This is a genomic window from Kitasatospora acidiphila (genome assembly GCF_006636205.1).
GTDB classification, from domain to species: Bacteria; Actinomycetota; Actinomycetes; order Streptomycetales; family Streptomycetaceae; genus Kitasatospora; species Kitasatospora acidiphila.
Window position 1 is genome coordinate 7,279,341 of record NZ_VIGB01000003.1, and the last position, 12,785, is coordinate 7,292,125.

The following is a 12,785-nucleotide window of genomic DNA, read 5'->3' on the forward strand; positions in this document are numbered from 1 at the left end:
CAGATGCCAGCCACCCCGCCAACCCGAACCGAAGTCATCGAAATCATCGAAGAGTTGGGGGCCGCACCCGATCGGGAGGTGCTGGTCCACCAGGGACGGTCCACCACCGCCCGGGACCTTCGCGACCTCACCCACCGCCTGGCACGGGCCATGCACGCCCAGGGCATCGACCGCCGGCACACCGTCACGCTGCTGAGCGGCAACCTGCCGGAGGCCGTCGCCGCGCGCTACGCCGCCAACCTGGTCGGCTGCCGGGTCAACCAGCTCTACAGCAAGCTGCCCGCCGAGACGCAGGCCGTCATGGTCCGCGACGTCGAGACGCACGCGCTGATCGTCGATCCCCGCCACGCGGACCGGGCCGCCGAGATCACCGAGCGCGCGCCCGTCGGGGCGCTCCTGGTCCTCGGCCCCAGCACGGTGGGAACCGACCTGCTGGCACTCGCTGCCGCCCAGCCGGCCGACCCGTTCCCGAGCCGGGCCCGGCCGCAGGACGTCCGGACCATCCGCCACTCCGGCGGCACCACCGGCCACTCCAAAGGGATCTGCATCAGCTACCAGCAGGTCCGCCGGTTCGGCCCCGACCTGCCCGGTGACCCGTCGCACCCGCCGCGGCTGCTGGTCTGCACCACCATCGCCCACGCCGCCGGACAGATGATCGACAAGGTGCTGCGGGCCGGCGGCAGTGCGGTCCTGCTCGACGACTTCGACGCGGGCACCGTCCTGGCGGCGATCGAACAGGAACGCATCACCGATGTGTTCCTGATGCCGCCACTGCTCTACCAACTGCTGGACCACCCGCGCTCCGAGCGCACCGACACCAGCAGCCTGCGCCGCATCACCTACGGCGGCTGCCAGGCGTCACCGGCCCGGCTCACCGACGCGATCCGGCGCTTCGGCCCGGTGCTGGTGCAGCTCTACGGGCAGCACGAGGCGGGCATCGTCAGCGTCCTCGATGCCGCCGACCACGATCCGAGCCGTCCGGAGCGACTGCGATCGGTCGGCCGGATCACGCCCGGCTACCGGGTGGCGATCCGCGACGAATCGGGCCGGGACCTGCCCGCCGGTGCGCGCGGCGAGGTCTGCGTCAGCTCGGACAGCCTGATGCTGGGCTACTGGAAACAGCCGGAGTTGACCGCCGAGGTGCTCAAGGACGGCTGGCTGCACACCGGCGACATCGGCTACCTGGACGACGAGGGCTATCTCTACATCGTCGACCGGCTGAAGGACCTGATCAACACCGGTGGCGGCCATGTGTACACCTCCGAAGTGGAGGACCTGCTCAACTCCCACCCCCAGGTGGGCCAGAGCGCGGTCTTCGGCGTCCCTGACGCCAACCAGGTGGAACGCGTCCACGCCGTCGTGGTGCCCGTCCCGGGCGCACGGCTCGACGCGGACGAGCTCCGCAACCTGGTCCGCACCCGGCGTGGCCCCCTGCACGAACCGGCCCACATCAGCTTCCTCCCCGCACTCCCGCTCACCGACGCCGGCAAACCCGACAAGAAGCTCCTCCGTCGGCAGTCAAGCTGAGACCGGACGGCCCGGGGAGTGCGCGGGCACGGGGGCTGTGCTGCGGCGCTGTCCAGCCCTGCGGTGCCCGTCTACGATGACCTTGCAGGGCAGTAGGGGTGCGGCACGCTTGGGAGGGCGCAGTGACGGCAGCCGGATCGGGAGCTCCGAGCGTGGCCGAACGGATCGAGCGGCTCTTCCAGACCATCCGCCGGCCCAACCGCGAGGCGTACAGCAACGAGGAGGTCGCCCGGGCCTGCCGGGAGGCGACCGGCGAGAGCTTCTCCGCCGTCTACCTCTGGCAGCTGCGCACCGGGCGCCGGGACAATCCGACGAAGCGTCACCTCGAGGCGCTGGCCCAGTTCTTCCAGGTGCCGGCCACCTACTTCTTCGAGGTCGAGTCGGGTGACCGGATCGCCGACGAGCTACTGCTGCTCGGGGCGCTGCGGGACGCGGGCGTCCGGGACGTCGCGCTGCGCGCGGCGACGCTGTCGCCGCAGGGGCTGACCACGATCAGCGACCTGATCGAGGCGATCGCCCGCCGCGAGGCCGAGGCCGCGGCGCCCAAGGCGAAGGCACCGGCAGCGGAAGCGCCGGCGACACCTGCAAAGACGTTGACCGAAAAGGAATCTGACGCCGCGTCGGGGCAGGCCGATCGGCGGAGGCGGCGGTGACCGGGGCGGAGCGGCGCAGGTTGTGGCGGCGATGTCGGCGCCTGGTGCGCACCCTTGAGCTGCCGGAGCCGTTCGGACTGCCCGCCCTGGCCGAGGTGCTGTCCGAGCGGCTGGGCCGCCCGGTCGAGTTCCTGCCGCTGCCGGCCGGTTCCCTGGGCACCTGCGGCGTGCTGGTGAGTACGGACCGTGCCGAGTACATCGGCTATCCGACCGGCACCACGGTGCTGCACCAGCAGCACATCGTGCTGCACGAGGTGGGGCACCTGCTCGGCGGCCACCAGGACACCACCACCACGCCCGTCGACTCGGCTGCCCTCGGCGTGCTGGCGCCGCACCTGTCCACGGAGTTGGTCCGCCGGATGCTGGGGCGGGACGTGTACAGCGACGTGCAGGAGCGCGAGGCGGAGCTGTTCGCCTCGCTGGTCCTGCACCGGCAGGCCGGCCGTCGACCGCAGCCGGGCCCGCCCGGCGTCGCGCAGCGCAGCGAGGCGGCGGCGAGGCTCGACGCGCTGTTCGGGAGCCCGGTGCGGCAAGGGGGCCCGGCGCGGCAAGGCAGTCCGGTGCGCCAGGCAGGGTCCTGGTCCGCCGATGAGTGATCGGCGCGGTGCGTGATCCCGGCGATCGAGTGCCTGGCGGGTGTCATCGCCCTCGTCGGTGCCGGGCATAGGGCCTGGTACTGGCGGGGCTGCCGCCTGCGGCCCGGCCGCTGGTCGTTGGTCGCCTTCGCGGCCTGCATCGGGCTGGCCCTCGCGCTGCTGGGGATCGGCGAACTGCCGGCTCCGGTAGTGCCGGACGGTTCGCCGATCAGCCGGGCGCTGCCGCTGGTGACCTCGGAACTCAAGCTCGCGGCCTGCTGCTTCCTGGTACTGATGGCCCACGCGCTGGGGCCGCCGGAACTCCGTCGCGCCCGGGTCCGCCGGCAGGTCGCCGGAGCGGGACTGGTCATGCTGGCAACCGCCGCGCTCTACCAGGCCGCCGGGGTGACTCCGGTCGGATCGGTGCTCACCGTGCCGACCGGCGGGCGGGCGGACCTGGCCGCGTCCAACCTCGTGTTCACGGCGTACAGCGGCTGGTGCGTCGCCCTGTTCACGGCGGTGGTGTACCGCGCGGCGCGCCCGCTGGGCCCCGGCCTGCTCCGGACCGGCCTGCGACTGGTGCTCAGCGGCGGGGTCTTCGGGCTGGTCTGGGTCGGATTGAGCGTGGTCCCGCTGATCTCGGGTCTGCGCACCGGTCGGCAGGACACCGGTGAGGACGCGTTCTCCGCGCCCGCCGCCTTCCTCACGCTGGCCCTGGGCCTGGGTGGTGCCACGCTGACCGCCTGGGAGCAGCGGGCGGCCGCGCCGCTGCGCCTGCTGCGAGCCCGGCGCAGCTACCGGCGGATCGGGCCGCTCTGGTCGGCGCTGCACGCCATCCGCCCCGAGATCACCCTGGAGCCGCCGAACGCGGGGATCGGGCGGCGCGGGAGCACGGAGTTCGCGCTCTACCGGCGGGTGATCGAGATCCGCGACGGGCAACTGTGGCTGCGCGCCCACCTGCATCCGCAGGTGCCGCAGTGGGCCGCCGAGGCGTGCGCAGCCGAGGCGGGCGGGAGTGGGACGGGCGACCGGCGTCGTGCTGCGACCGTGGAGGCCGCCGTCCTCGCGGCCGCCCTGGAGGCCGCCGCGGTCGGCCACCGCTACCCGAGCGCGCTGACCGAGGGCTATGTGCCGCCCGCGCTGCTGACCGACCTCGAAGCGGAGACGGCCTGGCTGGTGATGGTCTGCGAGGAGTTCACCGGGTCCCGGGTGGTCGCGGAGGTCCGGCGGCGGGTGCGGGCGGAACTGGGCCTTCCCGCAGCCGCGGGATAGCGGGCAGGAGCGGAGCGGGCAGCTCCGGCGGTGTTCCCCGCCGGTCGCTCCAGGCCGCGGCCCCGCCCATTAGCTGAAGTGACTGGATTCAGTCGTACATTCATATGAGTTAACGCCCAAGGGCTTGTGAGCGCCGTCCTGATCCCCCCAGAGTGTGACCCGCTCCGATCACCGGATGCCCGTCCCATGGGAGGTTCGATGCTCAGCTCTGTTCTTCGCCCCTCGACCCGGCGCCTGGGGGCCCTCGCGGCCCCGCTGCTCGCGCTCGCCACTCTCGGCCTGGCCGCCCCGGCCCACGCAACCGGCACGCTCAGCGTCAGCGGCTACTGCGAGGGCGAAGGCAACAGCGTCTTCACCTGTGACGCCACCGCGAGCGGCGGCAGCGGCAACTACGCCTACCAGTGGACCCCGCAGGGCTTCTCCGGCATCATCGCCGGCCAGGGCACCCCGTCGCTCTACAGCCACTGCCCGCCCTCCACGGCGGACCGCGTGAACCTGACCGTCACCGACCTCACCACCGGTGCCACCGGCACCGACCAGTTCGGGTTCTACTGCTACGTCATAGCGCCGTAACCGCCGCCACCCGTTGCCGTACGCACGGACCGTGCGTACGGCAACAGGCTCCTGCCCGGCGTTACCGCATCACACCGAGACCTGGGCGCCCATGATGACGCACCGGTCACTGGGGAGCCCGAAGTACGCCACGGGGCTGCTGGTGTTGTTGGCGATGGTGATGAAGAGCTTCTTGCGCCAGCGCCGCATGCCCGGCGCGTCGCTCCTGATGATCGTCATCCGCGACAGGAAGTAGGACACCTCGTCCACGTTCAGCCCGTGGATCTGGCCCGCGTCCGGGTGCTGCGAGGCGAGCCGCAGGACCTGCGGGATGTTCGGCTCGTCCATGAAGCCGAAGCGCGCGGTGAGGTGCGTGATGCCGTCGTCGCTGTGGCCGAGGTCGTCGAAGACGCACCGCTCCGCCTCGGGTACGTGCGGCTCCCGTTCCACCACGGCCGACAGGATGACCACGTTCTTGTGCAGGGTGTGGTTGTGCTCGACGTTGGCGCGCAGGGCCAGCGGGGTGGTCTCGGCGTTGGCGTTGAGGAACACGGCGGTGCCGTCGACCCGGTGCACGGGCGGCTCCATCGCGTCGACCTCGTCGACGAACGCGCGCAGCGGGCCCTCCAGCGCCGTCCGGTTCGGGGTGACGATCTTCCGTCCCCGCTGCCAGGTGATGAGGATCGTGAAGACCGAGAACGCGACCAGCAGCGGCAGCCAACCGCCGTGCACGACCTTGGTGAGGTTCGCCGCGAAGAACGCGACCTCGCTGGTGAGGAAGACGACGGCGCCGAGCACGATCATCCAGAGCGGCTTGCGCATCATGACGCGGGCCACGGCCAGGAAGAGCACGGTGTTGAGCACGAAGGTGGCGGTGACCGCCGAACCGTACGCGGCGGCGAGCGAGGCGGACGAGCCGAAGCCCAGCACCAGGGCCACGACTGCGCCGAACAGACCCCAGTTGATCATCGGCGCGTAGACCTGGCCGACCTCGTGCTCCGAGGTGTGCTTGATCGTCAGGTGGGGGAGGACGCCGAGCTGCACCGCCTGGCGGGTGACGCTGAACGCGCCGGAGATGACCGACTGCGAGGCGATGACGGTGGCAACGGTGGCGAGGATCACCATCGGGAACTGCGACCAGCCCGGCATCAGCAGGAAGAACGGGTTCGAGATCGCCGACGGCGAGCGCAGGATGAGCGAGCCCTGGCCCAGGTAGTTGAGTGTCAGGGCCGGGAAGACGATGAAGAACCAGGCACGGTGGATCGGCGCTCGGCCGAAGTGGCCCATGTCCGCGTAGAGCGCCTCGGCACCGGTCACGGCCAGCACGACCGAGGCCAGCGCGACGAACGCGATCATCCCGTGGTTGACGATGAACTGCACGCCGTACACCGGCGACAGCGCCTTGAAGATCGCCGGGTGGCCCGCCAGCTCGACCGCGCCGGCGGCGCCGATGACGAGGAACCAGACGGTCATGACCGGGCCGAACAGGTTGCCGACCAGGTTGGTGCCGTAGCGCTGCAGCGCGAAGAGCACCACCAGCACCGCGATCGTCAGCGGGATCACGAAGTCGCTCAGACCCGGTGCCGAGACCTTCAGCCCCTCGACCGCCGACAGCACCGAGATCGCCGGGGTGATCATCCCGTCGCCGTAGAACAGCGACGCCCCGAAGATCCCGAGCGCCACCAGGATCACCTTGCTGCGCACCGACTTGAAGTGCAGCTTCTGGACGAGGGCGGTCAGCGCCATGATGCCGCCCTCGCCGCCGTTGTCGGCGCGCATGATGAACGTGACGTACTTGACCGACACGATCAGGGTGATCGCCCAGAACACCAGCGAGATGACCCCGTACACCTGGTCCGGCGTCGTCCCGACGGCGTTGTTGTCGGCAGTGAAAACAGTCTGGATCGCATACAGCGGACTCGTGCCGATGTCACCGAAGACGACTCCCAGCGCACCGAGAGTCAGAACTGCCATGCCAGGGCGGAGGCTGCGGGGTTTGTTGCCATCGGGCGCGCCGCCGGGGTCGGTGGCAGTGGGGCTGTCGGGCGCGCTCTTGGCGGGTTCTATACGCATAATGAGCGACGATGATACGCACGGCGCGATCGGGGGTGGGGCCCCGGTCTCGGAGAACAGACAATTGGCCGATGGCCCCCATCTCCCGCAATCCGTTCACGGCTCCCGGCAGACCGAGCAGGGGACTTTGGCGCGCACTCGGGGAGGTGACCGGTGGCGCGCTGCTGATGGTCCTCACCCAGCAGGTCCTGGGAGGCCGAGGGGCGTCCGGCGGGATTCAGTTGCTCCTCGGCGCCGTCGCCCTCGTCCTGCTCGCCGTCCGCCGCCGCTTCCCCACGATGAGCCTGCTGGGCATCTCCGCCGTCGTGGGCCTGCTGCCCACCGCCGGGCTGCCGGCCGCCATCACCGCGTACAGCACGGCCAAGCACCTGACGGCCCCCCGGCGCCGGAGCGCCGTGCTGCTCGCCTCGACCGTCGTGGCGACGCTGGCCTGCGCTGCTTTTGCCCCGGGCACCGGGCTCGGCAGCCATCCGTTCGGGCTCGCGGTCGGCGCCGTACTCGCCGCCACCACGTTGATCGTGCCGGGACTTCTCGGCAGCTCGGGCGGACAGGAGGACCGGCTGCTGCGGGCGCTGCGGGACCGTGCCGCCGCCGCGGAGGCGGCCCGCCGGATAGCGGACAGCGAGGCCCGGACGCATGAACGGTCCCGGATCGCCGCGGAGATGCACGACCTGATCGGCCACCGGCTCAGCCTGATCTCGCTGCACACGGGCGGCCTGGAGATGGCACTGCAGAAGGAGTCGCCCGAACTGCGCGACGAGGCAACCCTGGTGCGCCGGGCCGTCGCGGACGCGATGCGGGAGCTGCGCGAAGTGCTCGGTGTCCTGGGCCCGTTGGGGCGGGACACCGGGACCGACGCGCTGACCGACACCACGGGTACCCGGTCCGACGTCGAGGCGCTGGCCGAGGAGTCGCGCAGCGGCGGCATACCCGTCGAACTCACCTGGGACGGCCCCGACTTGAACGACCGCGCGGCCCAGGTGCGGCGTGCGGTGCACCGCGTGGTGCGCGAGTCGCTGACCAACGTGCACCGGTACGCCGCCGGAGCCCGGGTCACCATGCTGGTCACCCACACGGACAGCCGTGTGGACGTGCTCGTACGCAACGGGGTTCCGCCCGTGGCCCCGGAGGCGGAGACCGGCCTGGGCTCGGGACGCGGCCACGTCGGACTGCGGGAACGGGTGGCACTGCTCGGCGGCACCCTGGAGGCGGGCCCGACGCCGGCCGGTGGCTTCGCGGTGACGGCACGGATCCCGGCGCAGCCGGACCCGGGAGCGAGCCTGGCCGCCGCGGGCGCCGCGCCGCGTGAATCGCCGTCCGAGCCGCGCTCCGGCCACTCACCCGCCGGTGTCCAACACCGTGCCGTGAAAGCCCTCAGCGGGCTCCTCGGCCTGATGGGCGTGGGCGTGCTGATGGTGTGTGGCCTCGTGTTGGTCAGCCACGCCTCCCCGCAACCCCACCCGCGCAATCACCAGCCGCCCCGGATCGGGATGTCCCGCACGATGGTGGAGGAGTCCGTGTACGGGGACAACACGGCGGCGCGCGCGGCGGCGGCGGGTCGGGAGCCGGCCCACCCGGAGTCCGCGACGAGCTGCATGTACTCGACGTACTCCTTCGAGGACGCGACGCCGCCGGCCGAGGGCGCCGGTCGTGCGAACTCCGCTGCCGCAGGCGCTGCGGAGGGCCCCGATCGCCTCGAGATCACCCGGTTCTGCTTCCGTGGCGATACGTTGGCCACGATCGACCGCTTCACCGTACCCATGGTGTCGCGCACGCCACCGTGGGAGTCCCGATGACCGACCTTTCCGCTTCCGACCGCCGCCCGGTCCGGGTCCTGCTCGCCGACGACGAGGAACTGATCCGGCACGGCGTCCGGCTGATCCTGCGTCATGCCGAAGGCATCGAGGTGGTCGGCGAGGCGGCGAACGGCGAGGAGGCCGTGCGGGTCGCCGGCGAGACCCGTCCCGACGTGGTCCTGATCGACATCCGGATGCCCGTGCTCGACGGGCTCGCCGCGATCGAGCGGCTCCTCGCCCTGTGCCCCCGGCCGCAGGTCGTCATGCTCACCACGTTCGGCGACGAGACGAACGTGACGCGCGCGCTGCGGTCCGGTGCCACCGGCTTCCTCCTCAAGGACGAGGGCCCGCAGGAGCTGATCAGCGCGGTACGGGCCGCCGCCGCGGGCGACGCGGTCCTCTCACCCAAGGTCACCCGCACCGTCATCGAGCGCATGCTCGACGGCGATGCCGGCAGGCCGGGCCCCGAGGGGGCGTCAGCACCGGCCTCCGGTCCCGTCCCCGAACAGCGGCTGGCAGCGCTCACCGGCCGGGAACGGGACGTCCTCGCCCTGCTGGGCCAAGGCCTCGCCAACGCGGAGATCGGCCGTCGGCTGGGCATCGGCGTGGGCACGGTGAAGACCCACGTCAGCGCCGTCCTGGTGAAGACGGGCACGGACAGCCGGGTCCAGGCGGCGGTCCTCGCCCACCGCGAGGGGCTGCTGTCCTGAGCAGCAAACCGGCACGCCGTCGCTGCCTCTGCCGAAGGGCAGAGACGACCGTCCGCCCCGAGGACCACGCGCGCGCCCGGGCCCGACCTTCGACAGACGCCGCAGTCACGCCCTGAGGCTGACGGTTCGCCGGCACGGCGCACCGAGGATGAGAAGCAGCTACCCAATCTCATCCCGCAACCCCGGAGCTGACATGTCGATGCAGGCAGCCGCGCCCGTGCCCGCCCACTCCTCCACGGGTCCCGCCGCCGCCCGGGCCACCGGGCTGTGCAAGGTCTACGGCCAGGGCGAGACCCGGATCGTCGCCCTGGACTCGGTCTCGGTGGAGTTCGGACGCGGTCGGTTCACCGCGATCATGGGGCCGTCAGGCTCCGGCAAGTCGACGCTGATGCACTGCATGGCGGGTCTCGACTCGGTCTCGGCAGGCTCCGCACAGATCGGCGACACCGAACTGTCCAGCCTGAACGACCGACAGCTCACCCGGCTGCGCCGGGACAGCGTCGGTTTCGTCTTCCAGGCGTTCAACCTGCTCCCCACGCTGACGGCGCTGGAGAACATCACGCTGCCGATGGCCATCGCGGGCCGCAGGCCGGACCAGCAGTGGCTGGACACGGTCGTTGCGACCGTCGGCCTCTCCGGGCGACTGGGCCACCGCCCCGCTCAGCTGTCCGGCGGCCAGCAGCAGCGTGTCGCCGTGGCCCGCGCCCTCGCCTCCCGACCGGAGATCATCTTCGCGGACGAGCCGACCGGCAACCTGGACTCCCGGGCCGGCTCCGAGATCCTGGGCTTCCTACGGGACTCCGTACGGGAGTTGGGCCAGACCATCGTGATGGTCACCCACGACCCGGCGGCCGCCGCCTACGCCGACCGCGTGGTCTTCCTCGCCGACGGCCGACTCACCGGCGAGCTGCTCGCACCGACCGCCGAGGGCGTCCTGGACCGGATGAGGCAGTTCGACACCGGGGCCCGCACGAGCTGACCCGCCCGCCCGCTCCCCGCGCCGACCTCCGCCACGCACCCAGAAGTTGGGACCACCACCATGCTGCGTACTGCCCTGCGCAACGTCTTCGCGCACAAAGCCCGATTGGTCATGACCGCCCTCGCGATCACGCTCGGCGTCGCCTTCGTCTGCGGCACGCTCGTCTTCGGCGACACCGTCGCCCAGGCCCTTCGCGGCGCCTCCGCGAAGAACCTCAAGGACGTCGCCGTATCCGTACAGGCCGCATCCCGGCGGAACCCCGACAGCGAGGCGGACGACACCCGGTCCACCGCGCTCACCAGCGAGCTCGCCGACAAGGTCCGTGCGGTGCCCGGCGTCACCTCCGTGCACCCCGTCGTCAACGGCACCGCCACCCTGGCAGCCAAGAACGGCCGACCGGTGAACGCCGACAACAGCTGGCAGAACCTGGCGACCAACTACTCACCGGACACACCGGGCACGGACCGCGACAGCCGTTTCCCCATCAGCGCCGGACGCGCCCCCACCGCCGGCGCAGAGCTGGCTCTGGACCGGCGTACCGCCGAGAAGGCCGGCTACCGCATCGGTGACTCCGTCCGCTTCGCCACCAAGGGCCCCACACTCACCAAGACGCTGGTCGGCACCGTCACCACCGACGACCCGCGCGTGACCGCAGGCGGCAGCCTCGCGCTCTTCGACACCCGCACCGCACAGCAACTCTTCCTACAGGCAGGCCAGTTCGACGAGTTGGCCGTCGGCTCAGCACCCGGCACCGACAATCAGGAACTCACCAGCAAGATCCGCACGCTGCTGCCCGCCGAGGGCATCACGGTCACCAGCGGAGCCCAACTCGCGCGCGAGCAGGCGGAGCAGATCGCCGAGAAGACCAAAGCGCTCACCCGGATGCTCCTGGCCTTCGCCGGACTCGCGCTGTTCGTCGGCGTCTTCGTCATCGCCAACACCTTCACCATGCTGATCGCCCAGCGGAGCCGTGAGACCGCGCTGCTGCGCGCCGTAGGGGCCTCGCGCCGCCAGGTCGTCCGCGCGGTCCTCGCCGAGGCCGGGCTGCTCGGACTCGGCGCCTCCGCAGCCGGCATCGCGCTCGGAATCGGCATCGCGACCGCCCTGACGCCGCTCCTCAACGCGAGCGGCGCGGGCCTGCCGGACGGCCCGCTGGTCATCTCCACCGGCGCGCTCCTCCAGTCCCTCCTGGTCGGCGTCGGCGTCACCGTGCTCGCCGCCTGGCTGCCGTCCCGCAAGGCCGCGAAGGTCGCACCGATGGAGGCGCTGAGCACCGTCGACCAGACGCCGCCCAGGCGCAGCCTGGTGCTCCGCAACAGCCTCGGCGGGCTGCTCACCGGCGTCGGCGTCCTCACCATGCTGTACGTCTCCACGCGGACGGACGGGGCCGACGCCAACCTCAAGACCGCGGGACTCGGCTCCGTGCTCGCGTTGACCGGCATGATCGTGATCGCACCGCTGCTGTCCCGGCCGCTGATCCGGCTCGCGGGGGCGGTCACCACCCGACTCTTCGGCGTCAGCGGCAAGCTCGCCAAGGAGAACGCGCTGCGCAACCCGCGCCGCACCGCCGCCACGGCCTCCGCCCTGATGATCGGGCTCACCCTGATCACGGGCCTGAGCGTGACCGGCAGCTCCATGAACGCCGCTCTCAAAGCGGCGACGACAGGTGACCTGACCGCGGACTACAAGGTGACCAACACCAGCTTCCTCGGCCTCGACCCCGCACTCGGCGCGAAGGTCGCCGAAGTCCCGGGCGTCGCGGAATCGGTGCCCGTCGCGACCGCAACCCTGGGTGTGCGGGGCGAGTTCGCCGAGCTCACCGGCGCGGACCCGCAGCGGCTCGGCAAGGTCACCGACCTGAAGTTCAGCAGCGGCTCACTCGCGGACATCGGCCCCGGCAAGGTCGCGCTCTGCGACAAGCTGGCCAAGCTCACCGGCCTTTCGAAGGGCGACACCTTCCAGGGCTCGCTGGGCTACGGCCACGGCCACGGCAAGAAGGAGCTGACCGTCGTCGGTGTCTACCAGCAGTCCCGCGTCGTCGGCGGTGCCATCGGCACCATGGACGACGCCCTGCCGTACGCGGACCGGGGCAAGCTCGACAGCATTCTGGTCAAGGCCGCGTCCGACCGGAACACGGGCGGCCTCGACCAGGACATCCGCAAGGCCCTCGGCGACAGTCCGCTCCTCCAGGTGCAGAACCAGGAGCAGTTGACGAAGGCGCAGTCCGGCCAGACCGGTGCGATGCTCAACATGATGTACGGCCTGCTCGGCATGACCGTCGTCATCGCAGTGTTCGGCGTCATCAACACCCTGGCCATGTCGGTCTTCGAGCGGACCCGGGAGATCGGGCTGCTGCGCGCGATCGGCCTCGACAGCAGGGGCGTCAAGCAGATGGTGCGTCTGGAATCGGTGGTGATCTCGCTGTTCGGCGCGGTCCTGGGCATCGGCACGGGGATCTTCCTGGCCTGGGCGTGCGGCAGCCTCACCAAGGCCTCGCTCTCGCAGTACGAGACGGTGCTGCCCTGGCCGCGGCTCGGCCTGTTCCTGCTGCTAAGCCTTGCGATCGGGGTGCTGGCGGCGGTCTGGCCGGCCCGGCGGGCGGCCCGCCTGAACATGCTGCGGGCGATCAACGCGCAGTAGCGCATCCG

At 71.5% G+C, this 12,785-nt stretch carries 10 protein-coding genes; 9 read left to right on the plus strand and 1 reads right to left on the minus strand.

Features of this window, described 5'->3' with window-relative positions; all coding sequences use genetic code 11:
- Nucleotides 1-3 precede the first annotated feature (3 nt).
- From E6W39_RS34405 to E6W39_RS34425, 5 genes are all read left to right on the plus strand, one after another.
- Nucleotides 4-1,527 (plus strand): AMP-binding protein, encoded by a 1,524-nt coding sequence (locus E6W39_RS34405; protein ID WP_141636808.1) that lies wholly within the window; start codon nucleotides 4-6, stop codon nucleotides 1,525-1,527.
- Nucleotides 1,528-1,679: 152 nt separating this feature from the next.
- Nucleotides 1,680-2,180 (plus strand): XRE family transcriptional regulator, encoded by a 501-nt coding sequence (locus E6W39_RS34410; RefSeq protein WP_228718500.1) that lies wholly within the window; start codon nucleotides 1,680-1,682, stop codon nucleotides 2,178-2,180.
- Between the two features lie 44 nt (nucleotides 2,181-2,224).
- On the plus strand, nucleotides 2,225-2,776 hold the full coding sequence (locus E6W39_RS34415) for a ParH-like protein (protein WP_181799574.1): 552 nt from the start codon (nucleotides 2,225-2,227) through the stop codon (nucleotides 2,774-2,776).
- 12 nt (nucleotides 2,777-2,788) lie between these two features.
- Nucleotides 2,789-4,027 carry an MAB_1171c family putative transporter gene (locus E6W39_RS34420; RefSeq protein ID WP_141636811.1) on the plus strand — a complete coding sequence of 413 codons (1,239 nt, stop codon included), beginning with the start codon at nucleotides 2,789-2,791 and terminating at the stop codon, nucleotides 4,025-4,027.
- 198 nt (nucleotides 4,028-4,225) lie between these two features.
- Complete coding sequence (locus tag E6W39_RS34425) at nucleotides 4,226-4,600, plus strand: hypothetical protein (protein ID WP_141636812.1); 375 nt, start codon at nucleotides 4,226-4,228, stop codon at nucleotides 4,598-4,600.
- Nucleotides 4,601-4,669: 69 nt separating this feature from the next.
- Here E6W39_RS34425 and E6W39_RS34430 read toward each other — a convergent pair whose 3' ends face one another.
- Entirely contained in the window at nucleotides 4,670-6,553 is a 1,884-nt protein-coding gene (locus E6W39_RS34430) for a potassium transporter Kup (RefSeq protein WP_141636813.1), read from the minus strand.
- Between the two features lie 245 nt (nucleotides 6,554-6,798).
- Here E6W39_RS34430 and E6W39_RS34435 point away from each other — a divergent pair, with 245 nt between their 5' ends.
- From E6W39_RS34435 to E6W39_RS34450, 4 genes are all read left to right on the plus strand, one after another.
- The gene (locus tag E6W39_RS34435) at nucleotides 6,799-8,448 is read left to right on the plus strand and encodes a histidine kinase (RefSeq protein ID WP_228718502.1); all 1,650 of its coding nucleotides are present in this window, start codon (nucleotides 6,799-6,801) and stop codon (nucleotides 8,446-8,448) included.
- Nucleotides 8,445-9,158 carry a response regulator gene (locus tag E6W39_RS34440; RefSeq protein WP_141636815.1) on the plus strand — a complete coding sequence of 238 codons (714 nt, stop codon included), beginning with the start codon at nucleotides 8,445-8,447 and terminating at the stop codon, nucleotides 9,156-9,158. The genes E6W39_RS34435 and E6W39_RS34440 overlap by 4 nt, the downstream gene beginning before the upstream one ends.
- A 193-nt stretch (nucleotides 9,159-9,351) precedes the next feature.
- Nucleotides 9,352-10,137 (plus strand): ABC transporter ATP-binding protein, encoded by a 786-nt coding sequence (locus tag E6W39_RS34445; RefSeq protein WP_228718504.1) that lies wholly within the window; start codon nucleotides 9,352-9,354, stop codon nucleotides 10,135-10,137.
- Nucleotides 10,138-10,197: 60 nt separating this feature from the next.
- Complete coding sequence (locus tag E6W39_RS34450) at nucleotides 10,198-12,777, plus strand: ABC transporter permease (RefSeq protein WP_141636817.1); 2,580 nt, start codon at nucleotides 10,198-10,200, stop codon at nucleotides 12,775-12,777.
- Nucleotides 12,778-12,785 lie beyond the last annotated feature (8 nt).

What these genes read in the sequence shown, in the direction of transcription:
- E6W39_RS34440 (WP_141636815.1), top strand. Translation starts at nt 8,445, where the DNA reads ATGACCGACCTTTCCGCTTCCGACCGCCGCCCGGTCCGGGTCCTGCTC.
- E6W39_RS34430 (WP_141636813.1), bottom strand. Translation starts at nt 6,553, where the DNA reads ATGGCAGTTCTGACTCTCGGTGCGCTGGGAGTCGTCTTCGGTGACATC.
- E6W39_RS34425 (WP_141636812.1), top strand. Translation starts at nt 4,226, where the DNA reads ATGCTCAGCTCTGTTCTTCGCCCCTCGACCCGGCGCCTGGGGGCCCTC.
- E6W39_RS34405 (WP_141636808.1), top strand. Translation starts at nt 4, where the DNA reads ATGCCAGCCACCCCGCCAACCCGAACCGAAGTCATCGAAATCATCGAA.
- E6W39_RS34445 (WP_228718504.1), top strand. Translation starts at nt 9,352, where the DNA reads ATGTCGATGCAGGCAGCCGCGCCCGTGCCCGCCCACTCCTCCACGGGT.
- E6W39_RS34450 (WP_141636817.1), top strand. Translation starts at nt 10,198, where the DNA reads ATGCTGCGTACTGCCCTGCGCAACGTCTTCGCGCACAAAGCCCGATTG.